The following is a 17,007-nucleotide window of genomic DNA, read 5'->3' as shown; positions in this document are numbered from 1 at the left end:
GAGATCCCCTCCAAACGCGCTATTATACTTCAAGTTCTTTCGTTTGAATTAAATAGCGCATAACTTCAATTACAGCTACATATAAATCTTCTGGAATCGTCTCATCTTCCTCGACTTGATAATATAAAGAACGAGCGAGCGGACGGTTCTCTACCATTGGTATTTCTTGTTCACGGGCAAGCGTTCGTATATATAATGCGAGCTCATCTTCCCCTTTTGCAACGACAATAGGCGCTGCATCAACTTGTTTATTGTAACGAAGCACCACTGAAATATGCGTCGGGTTGTTCACAATAAACGTTGCACCATCCATCTTCTTCGCAATTGTCCCTTGCAAGATGGCATGCATAAAGTTTTTTCGTTTCCCCTTTACTTGCGGGTCCCCTTCATTATCTTTATGCTCCCTTTTCACTTCTTCTTTTTTCATCTTAATATCTTGTTCGTACTCCCATTTTTGATAAATGAAATCAATAATAGAAAGAACGATTAAAATAATTAAAATGGCTAAAAAGATAAATTTAATTTGGCTAATAATTTCAGTAAGTGACGCTGTCCAGTTAAATCCAATCATACTAACAATCTTCTCTAAATTCTTTTTAAAGAGAACGTACGAAACGTAACCGATTAATCCCATATAAAACAGTGATTTCAAAATATCTACTAAACTTTTACGACTAAACAATCTCGTAAAATAGTTTTTCGGATTAATACGTGATGCTTTCGGCTTAAGTACTTTAGAAGAAAATAAGAAACCAACTTGAATCATATAATTGAACAAATGAAAAGCATATACGAGTATTAATATAGGAGCCGATACTTTCAGAAGTAATATGCCCATTAAATAAAAATACTCGGTCGAATCTGTATTTTTTCCAATTTGATCAAACAGTACCGCTACGGAATGTGCGATCTCATAACCGAGCCAATCTCCGAAAAAGTAAACGACAACTGCTAATACAAGAATGGAAAATAAATTATTTAAATCTTTACTCCGGGCGATATTCCCTTCTTCACGCGATTTTTTACGCTTCTGCGGGGTGGCCTTTTCTGTTTTATTATCCTTTGCCATGCGCGTCCCCCTACTTCGTTAAGAAAAAGTTAAATAGTTTCGTATACTCTTCCAGTAATACGTCTGTCATATTTTTAAACACATAACCGAGCATCGGTACACTCATCGCAATAAACAAAATACCACACGTAATTTTAATTACGTACGCATTCATAAAAACGTTTAATTGCGGTGCGTTTTTTGCGATTAAAATAAGGACGAAGTTAATGATGAATAAACTCCCCATAAGTGGCAAAGCAATTTCAACCGCTGATGTAATTGCAAATAATAACGTTGCAAGTAGACTATCTAAAAAACTAGTCGTCAACAATTTTGAAATCGCCTCTGTATATTGAAACGACTTTAAAATCGTGGCAACGAAATAGTTAATGCCGCCAAGTGAAATGAAAATAATAAGAAAAAATATATCAAAAATTGTTGATAGTAAAGTAGACTGTGATCCTGCATTTACATCAAATAAGCTTGCCTGTGATAAACCGATATCAAAGTCTAAAATATGCCCTGCCATTTTTGGAATGTTCCACAGCATCTCTACAATTTTTGAAAGTGATAATCCAATTACAATTTGCGTTGCTGCATAAGCTGCTACATCCCAAACTGTCTTTATGTGAGAGACATCCACTTGATCTGCCACTGTAATCGAAAGAGCGAGTCCAAATGTAACCTTTGCCATCGCCGGAATTGATCGGCCTGAGAAAAACGGTAGAAAATATAAAAATGAAGTAATGCGACAAAACGCAAAAAACGTCGCCGCCCATAATTCCATATTCATTTCAGTTCACCTATCTTAGTACGAACGCAATAGCGATGGGATTTTATCAAATAAATCTAAAATAAGCATCGTTAACTCTTGAAACATCCACGGACCTAAAATGATAATAACGAGCACAATACTCGCCATTTTCGGTAAAAACGTCAGCGTTTGCTCTTGAATTTGCATCATCGCCATAATAACCGCGATAATAATAACGACAATCATACTTACAACGGCAATCGGCATTAAAATCATAACCCCTTTATAAAAAAAGGTTTGAAAAATATCTATAATTGGTGACGTATTCATTTATATGACTCCTATCACATAGCATCAAACGCTTCAGGCGACCGTCTTAAACATAATATCGACGATTTTTGTATATCCACCTAAATATACGAAAACGAGTATTTTAAATGGTAAACTTAAAATCATCGGCGGTACCATCATCATCCCAAGGTACATTAAAAGTGTACTAATAATTAAATCAATAAAGACAAACGCTAAATAAATGAACATCCCTGTAAGTAAACCTTTTTGAATTTGCGTTAACGTAAAGGATGGCACAAGCGTAAACAGTGAAAGATCCTTTAAATCTTTCGGCAACTCTTCTCCGCGCACTTTCAGCATCATTTTCAAATCATGCTTATACGTATGCTTCGACATATAATCTTTCATAATCGGAGCTGTCGTTTCCGCAGCTTGACTTACTGTTATTTTTTCTTTCGTCATCGGGTCCCACACATCACTCTTTAATTGACCAAGTACTGGCTGCATTGTAAACAGCGATAAAAATAATGCGAGTCCAACAAGCACTTGGTTCGGTGGTAAATTCATAACCCCAAGCCCTTGACGAGTAATCCCAAGAACAATCATAAAATAAGTAAAATGCGTAAATAAAAGAACGATAGAAGAAGATAATGATAGAAGGGTAACGAGCGCGAATAGTTGTACACTTGAATTACTCGTAAACTCTTTTCCATTTTCGAAATTAATAAAGCCGTTCGGGGCTGCATACGCTGGATTTACAAAAACAAATGAAAAAATAATAGAAAATGCGAAAATAACGGCAAATAACGATAACTGTTTCTTTATTCTCATGATGGATCCTCTACTTTTTTCGTTTCACTCTTCACCGCGTCTTCTAACGCTTGTTGAAACTGATTTCCTGTTCCTGTTAACTGCACAGATTGTACACCGTTATTACTAATAACAGTGAACACTTGCTTTCCGTCCACTTCAAATAAAAAGGCGCTCGTTTGATGATTTAAATACACACCGTCTTTCACTTGAATATGTCCGTTTTCACCTTGCTTAAAAAACTGCTGTTTGCGCGTCTTTTTCGTCATATAATATGCACCATAGCCGAGCGCACCAAACAGTAAAACGACTTGAAATAAGGTCGTCATATACGACATATGACTCCTCCTCTACTCTTTATCCTGCATTTGATTTTGTGCCTTCATAAGCGCTGCATGTTTCTTATCAGCTTCAATTTCAGAAATAATAATGCCAAACTTCTCGTCCATTACGATTGCCTCACCAATACCGACTTTCATATCACTTAAATATACATCTACTTTATGTCCTAAATTTTTCTCTACTTCAAGAACATCGCCAACTTTTAACTGCTTCACATCACCAAGCGTAATAGATGACTTCCCAAGCTTTACTCCAAGTTCAATCGAAATGTCTGAAACGGTATCAATATGTGCCTTCCCCGCTTCATTTCGCTTCCCTGCAAATTCTTCTAATCCCATTAATGACACAGGAGATACTTCATGCTTCATATGGATCCTCCTACTCTATAAAACTTTTAAATAGGAGCGCCTTACGCGTTCCATCTTTCCCGATAAAACAATTAAATTTATGCTTTCCATCTACATAACCACGTAGTTGGTCTGTTACTTTCGTATGAAGCGGAATAATATCGCCTTCTTCAATTTGCTCAATCTCGCCCATTGTCATCTTCTGCTCACCAACCGCAACGTGAACAGGCTTGTACACTTGATTTACTTTCACTTCTACTTCAGACGTATACTTTTTACGCTTATCCGAAGAATGTTCGACAATATTTTCAGACGTTAACTTATCCATAATTTCTTCAACAGATAAGAACGGAATACCAATACGAACTGTCGTATTCCAAAACTCTGTTTTCATATTTACGTTCAATAATGAAATAATATCGCTCGCCGTCGTAATCTTCAGCGCATTCGGATCTGTCTCCGTCGTTACAAACTTCGGTTCAATCGCAACAACGCTTTCAAATGATTGCTCTAAATTTTTACAAAGAAGCAAGAATATATTATCAAGCGTTAAAAATTCAAACGCCGTTAGCGGTCTGCGCATCGTAAAGTTACGCTTACTATCTCCGCCAAGCCAACATTCATGAATATAAATAACGAACGCTAAATCAATCTCAATAACAATTTCTCCAAGCTCTGGTAAACCGAGATCTATCACGCAATATAAATAATAATCTTTCGGCATTTTCTCCACATACTCACTCGTAAATGGAACTTGCTCAACCGTTGAAGGCTCTAGTTCAATTGGAATACGCATACGAGCTGACAACGTCTGTGACGTCTGCTTTCCAAATGTAGAGGCAATCGCCTGCAAACTACGTAAATGTTCAACACCAAACTTCTCTGGTCTATTAAAATCATACTCTTGAAATTTATCTTGCTTCCCTGCTTCTTGTGCGAAAGCTGGCATTTCCTCGCCTTCATTCACCGCCTTCAGCAGGGCATCAATTTGCTCTTGGCTTAATTTTTCGCCACTCATGACAATCCCCTTCCCTACCTTTTCAATTCAACAATTTCAACGTACATTTTCCCATTCTTCGTCAAAATCTTTCCGGTTCCAATCTCTTCATTCTCAAGCATAAGACGCACCGTATTTTTCGTTGAATTTTCAAGACGATACAATGTACCTTTCGTAATATGAAGCAGATCTTCAATTTTCTTTTTCGTATTTCCGATTTCAAAATAAATCGTTAACGGAATATCATCTTGTAATTTCAAATCTAGCCAACTCCCATATCATGTTCACAAAAATTTCATGTTCTCTATTTATATAATGAAATTTTCTATTTCGAAACGTCGATATTTAATATTTTTTTAATATATCCTTGCGTTTCTTTAAATGGTGGTACGCCTCCGTACTTTCTCACATTACCAGGGCCAGCATTATAAGAAGCAAGTGCCAATACGAGATCACCGTTATTTTTCTTTAAATAACCGCTTAACTCTTTCACACCGCCCTCAATACTTTCAGCTGGTGAAAATGGATTTTTTACACCCATCTCTTTCACATTCGCTGGCATAAGCTGCATCAGCCCCATCGCCCCTGCATGTGACACCGTTTTCGGATTAAAATTAGACTCTACTTCAATCATTTTTTGAATTAACGTTTTCGGAATTCCATATGTATTACTTACACGATCAATAATATCCTCATACTTACCTTCATTTGAAGAACGTATTTTCTGAATATTATATTTATTCGTTAATCCCCACGTATCAGCAGGCTCATTTTTCGTTTCTGAGAAACGTCGCTCAAACTCTTTTTGTGCGACTTGCACTTCATCTACTTTCTTCGTTTCAGCTTTCTCCTCAGGCTTACTCGTTTCCTCTACTTTATTAATAAGTTCTTCCGGCTTATTAACAACCGTTTCTATTTTCGTAGATTGTACCGGCTGACTCATATCTTCTACTTTTGCCATTTGCGGAGTAACCTTCGTCTCCTTCGCAGGTTCACTCTGCAATTGATCTTGAAAACGACTACTAACGAACGCCTGCGGACTACTTAACTTTTGCTGCATTTGTCCTTTTTTATATGCAAGAACTTCTTTTACTATATTTCCAATTACCATAATATCACCTTTTCGGTAAACAAAGATAATCTAATATTAGAGTTTTTTAAAAAAGTTTGCAATAATCCTTTTAATAATATTTTAATAAAAAAATGAATATATTGTTAAACTGTTATTTTTTTATATTTATTAATTCGAATTTTTAGTTGACACCCGTTATAGCAAGGATTACAATAAATCTCGAAATCGATTTTTTCGCATATTACCGTTTTTCGATTTGCAGAAAAGTCAATATAAAAAAATGGGGGTTCTTAACATGAGAATTAACACAAACATTAATAGCATGCGTACGCAAGAATACATGCGCCAAAACCAAGCAAAAATGAGCAACGCTATGGACCGTTTATCAAGCGGTAAACGTATCAACAACGCTTCTGACGATGCAGCAGGTCTTGCAATCGCAACTCGTATGCGTGCTCGTGAAAGCGGATTAGGAGTTGCAGCTAACAACACACAAGATGGTATGTCATTAATCCGTACAGCTGATTCAGCTTTAAACTCTGTATCTAACATCTTACTTCGTATGCGTGACATCGCTAACCAATCTGCAAACGGTACGAACACTGGTGACAACCAAAAAGCATTAGATAAAGAATTTTCTGCATTAAAAGAACAAATCGATTACATTTCTAAAAACACAGAGTTTAATGATAAGAAATTATTAAATGGCGAAAACACTTCAATCGCTATTCAAACTCTTGACAGTGCTGACACAGCTAAACAGATTAACATTAACTTAGCTGATTCTTCTACTTCTTCGCTATTAATTGATAAATTAAGTATCTCTGGTGCTGGTGCTGGTACAGCATTAGCTGGTGTTGCTACTGGTGACATTAGTGCTGCAGGTACTAAACAAGCAGCTCTATCTGGTCTTACTGGCACAAAAACTACAGATGAGTTAAACGATGCTGTGAATGAGTTTAAAACAGAATTTGATAAAGTTAAATCTGGTCTAAGCGCTGAAAATGCTGATAAAATTACTGCTGCCATGGATAAATACACAAACAACAAAACTCTAGACAACGCTAAAGCGATTGGTGACCTTTATAAAACTATGGCACCAGCAGATAGCACTGTTGTTGGTACTGCTGGTACTAAGGGTCAAGCATTAATTGATTTAAATGCTACTGCTACTGGTGATACAGCTACCAAAAGACAAGTTGCTGTAGATGCATTTAAGACTGATTTCGATAAAATCAAAGGTGGTCTAAACGCACAAGATGCAGCTAAAGTTACAGCAGCACTTGATAAATTCAATAAAGCTGACGGTTCTGGAAATACTTTGGAGAACGCACAAGAAATCGGTAAAGTATTTGCAGAAGTTGCAGCAGGTTCTACAAAATCTAATGCTTCAGATGCAATTAAATCGATTGATAAAGCCCTTGAAACAATTGCATCTAACCGTGCAACTTTAGGCGCTACATTAAACCGTCTTGACTTTAACGTAAACAACCTGAAGAGCCAATCTTCTTCTATGGCTTCAGCTGCTTCTCAAATCGAAGACGCTGACATGGCGAAAGAAATGTCTGAAATGACTAAGTTCAAAATCTTGAACGAAGCTGGTATCAGCATGCTTTCTCAAGCAAACCAAACTCCACAAATGGTTTCTAAATTATTACAATAAGCCATTTGATTTAGCTTCATGAATGAACCTCTCTGCTTGCGGAGAGGTTCATTTTTTCTATATAGATGAATTATTTGTAAAACCTTTTTTTTTAGGTGGAGGAGAGCATAGGTCCCTTTTCTTTTCATAACCGTTTTTGGGCATTAAGACCATATATAAATAAGGAGTGTCTATTATGCGTATTGGTACGAATATTTTGAGCTTGAATGCTAGGCAGTCGTTGTATGAGAATGAGAAACGTATGAATGTTGCGATGGAGCATTTGGCGACTGGTAAGAAATTAAATAATGCTTCTGATAATCCCGCTAATATTGCGATTGTAACTCGTATGCATGCGAGAGCAAGTGGTATGCGTGTGGCGATTCGTAATAATGAGGATGCGATATCGATGCTTCGTACAGCCGAAGCTGCCCTTCAAACTGTTACGAATATTTTACAGCGTATGCGTGATTTAGCTGTTCAATCTGCGAACGGTACAAATTTAAATAAAAACCGTGATTCGCTGAATAAAGAGTTTCAATCTTTAACAGAACAAATTGGCTATATCGGTGAGACGACTGAGTTTAACGATTTATCTGTATTTGACGGACAAAACCGTCCTATTACGTTAGACGATATCGGTCATACGATAGATATCGCGAAACATATTCCCCCTTCCCCTACACAACATGACATCAAGATTTCAACAGAACAAGAAGCAAAAGCGGCGATTCGTAAAATTGAAGAGGCTTTGCAAAGTGTATCACTTCATCGTGCCGACCTCGGTGCTATGATGAATCGTTTACAATTTAATATTGAAAATTTAAATAGCCAAAGTATGGCGTTAACAGATGCTGCTTCTCGAATTGAGGATGCGGATATGGCGCAAGAGATGAGTGACTTCTTAAAGTTTAAATTGTTAACTGAAGTTGCACTTAGTATGGTTTCACAAGCAAATCAAATACCGCAAATGGTTTCGAAATTACTACAATCTTAAATATAACCTTTAAAACTATTGAAATTACTCTATAAAAAATAAAAAGCGGGATACATACGTGCTATGTATCCCACTTTTCTATCCATCTATCCTTTATAAATAAGATCCTCCGCTAAAGAAGTAAACATGTCCCCAACGAGTGAATCTTCATCATATACACATGAACCACCATTCTCTTCACGCTTCGCAAACGGTATTTGTGCTATCACTTCTGTTTGCAATTGTTCTGCTAGCATTTCGCCCCCGCCTTTTCCGAAGAGATAGTTTCTTGAGCCGTCTTGTTCTTCGTAATATGCCATGTTTTCAACGATACCTAAAATGTCGTGTTTCGTATGTTTTGCCATTACTCCTACTCTAGATGCGACAAATGAAGCTACACTATGAGGAGTTGTAACGATAATTTCCTTCGCTTGCGGAATCATCGCAGCAACATCAATCGCAACATCTCCTGTTCCAGGTGGTAAATCTAGAAGAAGGTAGTCTAATTCTCCCCAGTGCGTGTTCGCAAGGAAGTTTTGTATCCATTTGTTTAACATCGGCCCGCGCCACATAACTGGGTTGTTTCCCTCTGTAAAGAATCCCATCGACATAATTTTAACACCGTGACTAACGACTGGAATTGCTGTTTGATCAATCATTGTTGGTTTTTCATTCGTTTCCATCATAGCAGGGATACTGAATCCATATATATCTGCATCTAAAATCCCGACCTTTTTCCCCATACGTGCTAAAGCAGTAGCAAGATTAATTGTCACAGTTGATTTTCCGACTCCCCCTTTCCCGCTTGTTACAGTAATAAAACGTACTCCTGAATCAGGTCGAAGCATACTAGGCATTCCAGTTTCCGTTCTAGTTTCTTTCTTTAAAGACGCTGTTAATGCAGCTCGTTCTTCCGGTGTCATTGAGCCAAATGTTAAGGAAACTTTTGATGCCCCAACGTTTCGAAGGGATTCTTCAATATCTTTTTGTATTTTTGCTTTCAACGGACAACCTTGTATCGTTAAAACTACTTCTAGCCCAACTTCTGTACCATTTATTTTTATATTTCTGACCATGTTTAGTTCCACAATACTTTTGTGTAACTCAGGATCTTCTACATGGCTTAAAGCGTTCATAATCTGTTCGTGAGTAATCATCATACACATTCCTTCCATTGTAATTATTTTATCTTGTGAAAAAAGTCTCCGCTTTTTCCGCCCGTTTTTTGTACTAAATATGTTTCTTTCATAACCATCGTTTTATCAACAGCTTTGCACATATCGTAAAAAGTAAGGGCGGCAATCGATACGGCCGTTAATGCTTCCATTTCTACACCTGTTTTCCCACTACATTTTACTGTAGCTCGTATGATTAATTCATAGCCATCAGTTTTCTTTTCATAATGAAACGTAAAGTCTGTTCCTTGGATTAATATCGGGTGACACATCGGGATTATATCCGCTGTTTTTTTAGCACCAATTATGCCAGCAACTTGTGCTACTTGAAGCGGGTCTCCTTTTTTCAACCCACCACTTTGAATTGCTTCAAATAATTCATTTGATAAAGAAATTGTACTTTGCGCAACAGCTGTGCGTGTTGAAATGTCCTTTTGAGAAATATCAACCATTTTAGCTCTTCCCTCTTCATTCCAGTGCGAAAATTCACTCATAATGATCCTCCTTAACGTATGAAAGATGAAATGTTCGAATGGAAAGAATTAACCTCCACTTACAGGCGGGATAAACGCTACGATATCTCCGACTTTTACGATTTCTTCGTCCGTTACAAATTCTTCGTTAATCGCTACCATAACTTTATCTAGCATCTGTAATTGATAGTTATCTTCCAGCCATTTTTTCAATTGCTGAACATTTATCTCTCTTTTTTCTATTATTACTAATCTCTCTGAGCCAACTTCTTCTCGCAAATTTGCGAACAGTAAAATTGTAATCATTTTCTCATTTTTCTTTCTTTGGCTTTCCTTCTGGATACGGAGTATTTTCAAGTTGATCTCCAATCCATTCCGTTCCATCTTCCCAAAATTCTTTTTTCCAAATTGGGACGATTCTCTTTATACGTTCAATTGCGTATTCATTCGCTTCGTACGCTACTTTACGATGCGGTGACGATACTGCAATGACAACGGCGATATCCATTATTTCTAATCGTCCTACTCGGTGCGTAATTGCTATTTTCGCATCCGGCCACTTTTTCTTAATTTCTTCTCCAATTGCAGTAAGCTTTTTTACCGCCATCGGTTTATATGCTTCATACTCAAGATGTAACGTTCGTTTTCCTTTCGTTAATTCCCTTACTGTTCCAATAAAAGTTGTAATTGCTCCTGCTTCTCGTCTTGCTACTTTATTCGTTACTTCTTCAACTACAATCGGATTATCGACAATTTCAAATCGTGCTTGTCCCATCAAAACCTCTCCCTACTTTACGGAATGTCCAAGGCCATTCACTACCTTCGTTATCTTCTAATAAAAGAATGTCTACAAACATCCCTTTCTTATATCCTCTCGTTCCGCCTAGCAATACGATAAAAATGCTTGATTCTGCTAATGAAGAAACGGAACTAGATTTATCAAATCCTGATGGATAAGCGATTAGTTGTCCTTCGTTATACTGAAGCTTCCCCGTACAAATCTTGTAAATGGATTCGGTTTTAGAAAATCTTCTCCGAGCATTGCTTTTTCTCGCTTTACATGTGGTTTTTCGCTAAACATATACGCACGAATGCTAGGTTTTACGAATACTTCAAAACCTACATAGCAAGCAGATGGATTTCCTGATAATCCAAATAATAATTTTCCGTTTAATTGCGCTACAGTCGTGACGCTACCCGGCCGCATGGCTACTTTATTAAAAAGAATTGATGCGCCTAATTTTTCGTATATAGCTGGCAAATAGTCATAGTCGCCTACCGAAACACCACCAGTTGTAATTAACATATCCACTTCGCTTAACGCTTTCTTCACTGCTTCGTAGCACGTATTCAAATCGTCGCTAAACTTCCCAAAGTATTTTACTCTTCCACCTGCTCTTCGAATTTGAGACGATATCATATGCGTATTACTATTTCGAATTTTCCCAGGTTGTAGTTCTGCATTTACATCGAGAAGTTCACTCCCAGTCGCTAATAGTCCAATAACAGGCTTTTTCGCTACTGGCACTTCACTATAACCGAATGTAGCAAGAAGAGCAGAAATACCTGGATTAATGTAGCAACCCCTTTTTGCGAGAACGGTTCCTTTACGTGCGTCTTCACCTTGAAAGGATATATTGTCCCCTTCTTTAAATGAGCGTCTCACTTCCATATAGCTTTTTCCGATATTCTCATATTGACGATGACGAGTCAGTTCTAGCATGACGACCGCATTACATCCTTTCGGAATTTGTGCCCCTGTCATAATTCGAACTGCTTGAAACGCTCCTACTTCTGTAGGAAATACGGAACCTGCTCCAATTTCACCGATGACTTCAAATACGATTGGATTCTCACGACTAGCTCGTAAAGTATCTTCTGCCCTAATAGCAAATCCATCATATGGCGAGCGATTGAAAGAAGGCACATCGTGATCCGCCACTAAATCTTCTGCTAACGTACGCCCATATGCTAATTCCAGTGGTACTAGTTCTTTTACACCACAATTAGCAAATTCCATCACTTTACGAACAGCCTCTTCAACTGTAATCGGTACCCTTCTTTCCATCATTACCAATCCCTTTCTATTAGCCTAATAGCCGATAGTATAGTTGTTTTGCTTTTTGAATTTCATTCGTGCCATGAATAAATACACGACCATCATGAAAAATGACGATGCGATACTCTTCTAATTGGCAAGAGAGCAAATACGGATTCCGATCAACTTTCCCGTGGTTCTTTAATACTTTTTCTAACTCATCAAAGTTGTAATGTCTATTATGCGCCGGTCTAATTTGAACTGTATTTCTTCCGCATAAAACAGCTGTCTTCGTTTGATTTTCGTATGATAAATAAGGATAAGTTCTATTTGTTCCGCACGAAGGACAGTCTTCCGTTTTGATTTTTCCTAGTTTGATAGAATGATATTGATTACTCCATATATCAAACATTAAAAAAGTTTTCCGAACTGCTTCATAGTCTTCTACTAAAATTTTGAATGCTTCTGCCACTTGGTACGCTGCAACGATTTGAACAGCTGGACTAATAATTCCAACTGTGTCACACGTCGCCCCTGTAACAGGAACACTTTTCAGTACACAATGTAAGCACGGTGTTTTCTTCGGAATAATTGTATAGCTCATGCCATAACTTCCGACACAAGAACCGTAAATCCAAGGGATATTATATTTTTGTGATGTATCATTGATCACAAACCGAATATCGAAATTATCTGTTGCATCAATAATGACATCGACACCACCTAATAAGGCTTCCATATTATCTACTCTTGCATCCATTACTAGCGCTTGAATTTGCACGTCTGAATTAATTTGTTTGAGACGATTCTGCGCTGCAATTGCTTTTGGCAACTTTTCTATCGCATCTTGTTCAGCGTAAAGTTGTTGCCGCTGTAAATTACTCCATTCTACGTAATCGCGATCAATAATCGTTAATTTCCCGATACCTGCACGTACAAAGCTTTCTGCACTTGCACTTCCTAATGCACCTGCCCCTACTATTAACACATGCTTATTTCTAATCTTCTCTTGCCCTTCTTTTCCAATAGGAGTGAACAACTGTTGTCGTGAATACCGCTCTATCATGAGGTGCCTTCCTTTCAAATACTGTTATTTTTTCATTACATCTTCTTCGGTAGCACTTTGTTTCTGATAACAAGAAAAATAAGCGAATCCAACAAATCCAGCTCCGCCAATTACATTTCCGATAAAGACTGGCACAAAGTTTTTCGCAAGATCCATCCACGTAAGGTGACCAGCAAAAATAACTGCTGAAATGACAAACATATTTGCTACTACTTGCTGAAACCCAATTACGACAAACGCCATAATCGGAATCCAAATCCCAACAATCTTTCCGATTAAATCGTTCGTTCCATACGCTAACCAAATTGCAAGGCAAACGAGCCAGTTACAACCAATTGCTAAAATTAAAGTTCTCCCGAAAGATTCATGTAATTTATCTTGAGCTATCGCTATCGTTTTATTTAAATAGGCACCTTCAGTTAACCCGCCAAGGTGACCGAAACAATACGCTACGAAAAGCGCACCTGCGAAGTTCGTTAAAGTAATCCACGTCCAATTGTTTAACACATGTTTCAATGAAATTTTCCGTGCATACAGTGCCATGGCCATCGACATCATGTTTCCCGTAATTAATTCTCCTCCTGCTAAAACAACGAGCATAAGTCCTATAGGAAAAACCGCTCCTCCTATAAAATTGACTAAACTTCCCCACTGCTCTGGTACATTACCTAGAACACGAATATTAAGTAAAAATCCTAACGAAATGAATGCTCCTCCTAAAAAACCAAGAATAAGCATCGCTGATAGCGGTTGCCTCACCTTTTGAACACCGGATTCAATCACAAGCGCAGCAATTTGTTCCGGTTTATGAAATGCCATAACCAATTCCTCCATTTTTCTCATCTAAAAAAAGCAGCACCAAAAACCCTTAACATCGTAAGGATTTTTGAATGCTGCTTAATCTCTCTGCATATCTCTTACAGAAATATCAATCATCATTTTTACTATACTCATAGAAAGTGTACAAAACTTGCACATTTCCCACTATTTACGTTAACAAAGAGAATCTACATTCTTAGTAGCTTCTCAGCCACCGATATGCGACATTTCAATTTTCGGCATTGCTTTTTTATTCGTATTGCTTAACCGTTCGTCTGAATAACGGTCTGAACGATTATTCCAAATGTCACGAATAACATTAGTAATCTCCTCATCCGTATATCCAAAGCGAAGTAATTCTTTAAGATCGTTTCCTTTAGAAGCAAACAAACATGTATACAATTTTCCTTCTGCAGAAATACGCGCTCTTGTACATGATGAGCAGAACGAATCCGTTACAGATGAAATAATTCCTATTTCTTCTTCGCTACCAACATAACGATAACGTGTTGCAACTTCACCAGGATAGTTCGCTTCAATATGTTCAAGCGGCATAACTTTATGAATCATCTCTACTATTTCCTGCTTAGAAACTACTTCACCTAATTCCCAGCCGTTAAAATTTCCGACATCCATATATTCAATGAACCGAAGGATATGCTTATTCTCTTTAAAGTACTCTGCCATCTGAACGATGTCTTCTTCATTTTTCCCTTTTTGGACAACCATGTTCATTTTAATTTTCATTCCGGCTTCCGCTGCAGCCTGTATGCCCGCAAGAACCGTTTTTACTTTACTTCTATTCCCATTTAAATAAGAGAATCGTTCTTCATTTAACGAGTCTAAACTAACTGTTACACGAGATAAACCCGCCTTATATAAATCTGGAGCAAACTTTTTAAGTAATGATCCATTTGTCGTTAAACCGATATCCTCTACTCCTTCAATTTCGTTTAACCGCTGTATGAGTTCAGGTAAGTCTTTTCGAAGTAAAGGCTCTCCTCCGGTAATACGTAACTTTCTTACACCTAAAGAAACGAAAATACGTGTAATCCTTTCAATTTCATCAAAAGATAAAATTTTATCATTAGACAAAAAAGAATAATCACGACCAAATATTTCTTCTGGCATACAATATCGACAGCGAAAATTACAGCGATCAGTAACAGAAATACGTAAATCCTTTAAAGGACGATCTAATTTGTCTAATGTAACAGATTTCATGATTATTGCCTCGTTTCTACTTATTTTATATTTATAATCCGCTCTGGATGCGTATATACATTTAAAGATTTATTACGAATGAAGCCTATTGTAGTAATCCCTAACTGCTCCGCTAGTTCTAATGCTAACTCAGTTGGAGCTGATTTTGACAATATTACTTCACAGCCAATTTTCGCAACTTTTAATAGAATTTCAGAAGAGATACGTCCACTAAAAACAATAATTTTATCACCAATCGAAATGTTATTTTTTAAACAATAGCCGTAAATTTTGTCTAAAGCGTTATGTCTTCCTATATCCATGCGGCTTAAAACAATTCCACTCACATTACATAAAGCTGCATTATGAACGCCGCCTGTATGTTGAAACGTAGACGCAGATTGCTGCATATCATTCATTAACCGAAAACAATCCTCGGCAGAGATCTTTACGCGAATATCATTCATTTCTTTCGCAGTCAGCGCATCGTTCGCAAAAACAAACCCTTGCCTACTCATTCCACAGCACGAAGTAATATAACGCTTGTTTTGTATGTCACGATAATAAGGATTGATTTTCGTCGTTTTTACATGTACATAGCCTTCTTTTTCTTGCATCCATATTTCATCAATATCTTCATACTTTCGGATAATGCCTTCAGAGGCTAAAAAGCCAATTACCATATCTTCAATATACTCTGGAGTACTAACCATTGTAACAAATTCCTGGCCGTTAATTTTAACCGTAACAGGAAACTCTGTTACAATGCTGTCCTCTATATGTTTAAATTCCCCTTGCTCATATTTAAAAATTTTCCGTTCCACCTGAATCGATTTCACGATGAGCATCCTTCTCTCACGTTATATTTTTATCAAAAACAAACACGGAAACTGCAATATCCTCATCTACTTTCATATCAGAAAACAGATGAACTAACTTCGCACCAACAAGTTCTTCTAAATGTTCATGAGGATTAGCCACATACACTTCTTGAATCATTTTCGTTCGAGCCATATGAACCATTTCCGCCCCATCCGTAGTTCCCGAAATAAATTTCTCAGTAGGTGTTAAATTCCCATAAAGTGTTGCAATCGCCATGTTCTCGGTAAATACAGTATGAATTCTTTCCGGCCCTTTCCCGAACAACTCTTTTCGAAGCTTTCGGATCATATCATTAAATTCATGTACCATTTTTGACATACTCTCATTCCTTCCTAGTTATTCCATCACAACTATTTTAACAAAATGACCATTTCGCCTAAACTATTTAATAATGAGACGAAATGGATCACCTTTTACAATTATCTCAAGTACGCAAACAACATATGAAATACTATTATTGTTGCTTATCTATTCTTCTTTTAACCCTTTACCCATACCTTTTAAGAAATGAAGACCAAATCCGATAGCACGATTAATATCTGGGTCTTTCAGTACTTTCATAAGGTCTAATATTCCTACTTTTTTATTGCTTTGCAGATGCTGGTTTCCTTCATCCATACCTGTCAATACGCTACCTATAAGCTTTTTCGTAAGTTCCGGATCAAGTTCTGTTAAAGCTCCTGCAGCGCCCATCATATTATTAATTAAATTTGTAACTGGTTCACGAGTGACTTGGCCTAGAACGATTTTTGCGATTGGTTCTTTCGCTTTCAGCATAGAATTTGCTGCTTCTAGCATCCCAATGTCATTTAATTCACCTACTATATTAAACATTTGATTTAAAGCATCTTCATTATTAGCTAGCAGTTCTTTTAAAGCTTCGAGTTTTTGTTGTTTCATTTCTTCCTCAGTTAGCTCCTGTTTCTGGATCGCTTGAATAGGTGCTGCCATATTCTTTTCTCCCCCTTAGTTATCCCGCTATTTGCAGGCAGTAAGAACCCTACCTCAAAATTCAGCGAAAGCAAAGAATTTAGGTGGGGGTCGGGCTGCCCGTAAACGCCCGATTGGTTCA

Annotated in this window: 21 protein-coding genes and 1 pseudogene; 2 read left to right on the top strand and 20 right to left on the bottom strand. The window is 37.3% G+C overall.

The genetic code is table 11. The features are described from left to right. Nucleotides 1–22: 22 nt before the first annotated feature. From flhB to I6L50_RS14935, 9 genes are all read right to left on the bottom strand, one after another. Nucleotides 23–1,069 (bottom strand): flagellar type III secretion system protein FlhB, encoded by a 1,047-nt coding sequence (gene flhB / locus I6L50_RS14975; protein ID WP_002086445.1) that lies wholly within the window; start codon nt 1,067–1,069, stop codon nt 23–25. A gap of 10 nt (nt 1,070–1,079) precedes the next feature. After that, nucleotides 1,080–1,841 (bottom strand): flagellar biosynthetic protein FliR, encoded by a 762-nt coding sequence (locus tag I6L50_RS14970; RefSeq protein ID WP_001055695.1) that lies wholly within the window; start codon nt 1,839–1,841, stop codon nt 1,080–1,082. A 15-nt stretch (nt 1,842–1,856) separates the two neighbouring features. After that, nucleotides 1,857–2,132 carry a flagellar biosynthetic protein FliQ gene (locus I6L50_RS14965; protein WP_002011993.1) on the bottom strand — a complete coding sequence of 92 codons (276 nt, stop codon included), beginning with the start codon at nt 2,130–2,132 and terminating at the stop codon, nt 1,857–1,859. A gap of 33 nt (nt 2,133–2,165) precedes the next feature. Then, nucleotides 2,166–2,924 (bottom strand): flagellar type III secretion system pore protein FliP, encoded by a 759-nt coding sequence (locus I6L50_RS14960; protein WP_002126633.1) that lies wholly within the window; start codon nt 2,922–2,924, stop codon nt 2,166–2,168. Continuing rightward, on the bottom strand, nt 2,921–3,241 hold the full coding sequence (locus I6L50_RS14955; RefSeq protein WP_000121176.1) for a hypothetical protein: 321 nt from the start codon (nt 3,239–3,241) through the stop codon (nt 2,921–2,923). The genes I6L50_RS14960 and I6L50_RS14955 overlap by 4 nt, the downstream gene beginning before the upstream one ends. A 12-nt stretch (nt 3,242–3,253) precedes the next feature. Next, the gene (gene fliN, locus I6L50_RS14950; RefSeq protein ID WP_002011996.1) at nt 3,254–3,613 is read right to left on the bottom strand and encodes a flagellar motor switch protein FliN; all 360 of its coding nucleotides are present in this window, start codon (nt 3,611–3,613) and stop codon (nt 3,254–3,256) included. A 10-nt stretch (nt 3,614–3,623) separates the two neighbouring features. After that, entirely contained in the window at nt 3,624–4,610 is a 987-nt protein-coding gene (gene fliM / locus I6L50_RS14945; RefSeq protein ID WP_063217893.1) for a flagellar motor switch protein FliM, read from the bottom strand. A 14-nt stretch (nt 4,611–4,624) separates the two neighbouring features. Further along, complete coding sequence (locus I6L50_RS14940) at nt 4,625–4,849, bottom strand: flagellar motor switch protein FliN (protein WP_000775712.1); 225 nt, start codon at nt 4,847–4,849, stop codon at nt 4,625–4,627. Nucleotides 4,850–4,914: 65 nt separating this feature from the next. Then, nucleotides 4,915–5,700 carry a lytic transglycosylase domain-containing protein gene (locus tag I6L50_RS14935; protein ID WP_219301922.1) on the bottom strand — a complete coding sequence of 262 codons (786 nt, stop codon included), beginning with the start codon at nt 5,698–5,700 and terminating at the stop codon, nt 4,915–4,917. A 256-nt stretch (nt 5,701–5,956) separates the two neighbouring features. Between I6L50_RS14935 and I6L50_RS14930 the strand changes: the two genes are divergently transcribed. Then, nucleotides 5,957–7,324 carry a flagellin N-terminal helical domain-containing protein gene (locus tag I6L50_RS14930; protein WP_085310239.1) on the top strand — a complete coding sequence of 456 codons (1,368 nt, stop codon included), beginning with the start codon at nt 5,957–5,959 and terminating at the stop codon, nt 7,322–7,324. A gap of 175 nt (nt 7,325–7,499) precedes the next feature. After that, nucleotides 7,500–8,300: a flagellin N-terminal helical domain-containing protein gene (locus I6L50_RS14925; RefSeq protein ID WP_219301921.1), complete on the top strand. Its 801-nt coding sequence runs from the start codon at nt 7,500–7,502 to the stop codon at nt 8,298–8,300. An 86-nt stretch (nt 8,301–8,386) separates the two neighbouring features. On the opposite strand, the gene I6L50_RS14920 is transcribed toward I6L50_RS14925, so the two are convergent. From I6L50_RS14920 to I6L50_RS14870, 11 genes and pseudogenes are all read right to left on the bottom strand, one after another. Next, nucleotides 8,387–9,439 carry a P-loop NTPase gene (locus tag I6L50_RS14920; protein WP_219301920.1) on the bottom strand — a complete coding sequence of 351 codons (1,053 nt, stop codon included), beginning with the start codon at nt 9,437–9,439 and terminating at the stop codon, nt 8,387–8,389. A gap of 20 nt (nt 9,440–9,459) precedes the next feature. Then, nucleotides 9,460–9,948, bottom strand: coding sequence for a cyclic pyranopterin monophosphate synthase MoaC (gene moaC, locus I6L50_RS14915; protein ID WP_016103075.1), 489 nt, complete (start codon nt 9,946–9,948; stop codon nt 9,460–9,462). A gap of 48 nt (nt 9,949–9,996) precedes the next feature. Next, a complete protein-coding gene (moaD, locus tag I6L50_RS14910) occupies nt 9,997–10,233 on the bottom strand; it encodes a molybdopterin converting factor subunit 1 (RefSeq protein ID WP_061675190.1) in 237 nt (78 codons plus the stop codon). Nucleotides 10,234–10,237: 4 nt separating this feature from the next. Next, nucleotides 10,238–10,702: a molybdenum cofactor biosynthesis protein MoaE gene (locus I6L50_RS14905; protein WP_219301919.1), complete on the bottom strand. Its 465-nt coding sequence runs from the start codon at nt 10,700–10,702 to the stop codon at nt 10,238–10,240. Continuing rightward, a pseudogene (locus I6L50_RS14900) lies at nt 10,683–11,995 on the bottom strand (molybdopterin molybdotransferase MoeA). Before I6L50_RS14900 ends, I6L50_RS14905 begins: the two are co-directional and overlap by 20 nt. 19 nt (nt 11,996–12,014) lie before the next feature. After that, a complete protein-coding gene (locus I6L50_RS14895; protein WP_219301918.1) occupies nt 12,015–13,031 on the bottom strand; it encodes a molybdopterin-synthase adenylyltransferase MoeB in 1,017 nt (338 codons plus the stop codon). 24 nt (nt 13,032–13,055) lie between these two features. Then, nucleotides 13,056–13,850, bottom strand: coding sequence for a formate channel (locus I6L50_RS14890; RefSeq protein WP_219301917.1), 795 nt, complete (start codon nt 13,848–13,850; stop codon nt 13,056–13,058). 207 nt (nt 13,851–14,057) lie between these two features. Further along, nucleotides 14,058–15,074 (bottom strand): GTP 3',8-cyclase MoaA, encoded by a 1,017-nt coding sequence (gene moaA, locus I6L50_RS14885; RefSeq protein ID WP_219301916.1) that lies wholly within the window; start codon nt 15,072–15,074, stop codon nt 14,058–14,060. 20 nt (nt 15,075–15,094) lie between these two features. Further along, nucleotides 15,095–15,892, bottom strand: a complete 798-nt coding sequence (gene fdhD / locus I6L50_RS14880; protein ID WP_002086466.1) for a formate dehydrogenase accessory sulfurtransferase FdhD — start codon at nt 15,890–15,892, stop codon at nt 15,095–15,097. Nucleotides 15,893–15,908: 16 nt separating this feature from the next. Continuing rightward, entirely contained in the window at nt 15,909–16,253 is a 345-nt protein-coding gene (locus tag I6L50_RS14875) for a Na-translocating system protein MpsC family protein (RefSeq protein ID WP_002012015.1), read from the bottom strand. A gap of 150 nt (nt 16,254–16,403) precedes the next feature. Further along, on the bottom strand, nt 16,404–16,886 hold the full coding sequence (locus I6L50_RS14870; protein ID WP_219301915.1) for a helical membrane plugin domain-containing protein: 483 nt from the start codon (nt 16,884–16,886) through the stop codon (nt 16,404–16,406). Nucleotides 16,887–17,007: the final 121 nt, after the last annotated feature.

The sequence above is a fragment of the Bacillus sp. FDAARGOS_1420 genome (assembly GCF_019344915.1).
Classification (GTDB): domain Bacteria; phylum Bacillota; class Bacilli; order Bacillales; family Bacillaceae_G; genus Bacillus_A; species Bacillus_A mycoides.
Note: the sequence above shows the minus strand (reverse complement) of the source record. Positions and strands in the feature narration are given on the sequence as shown.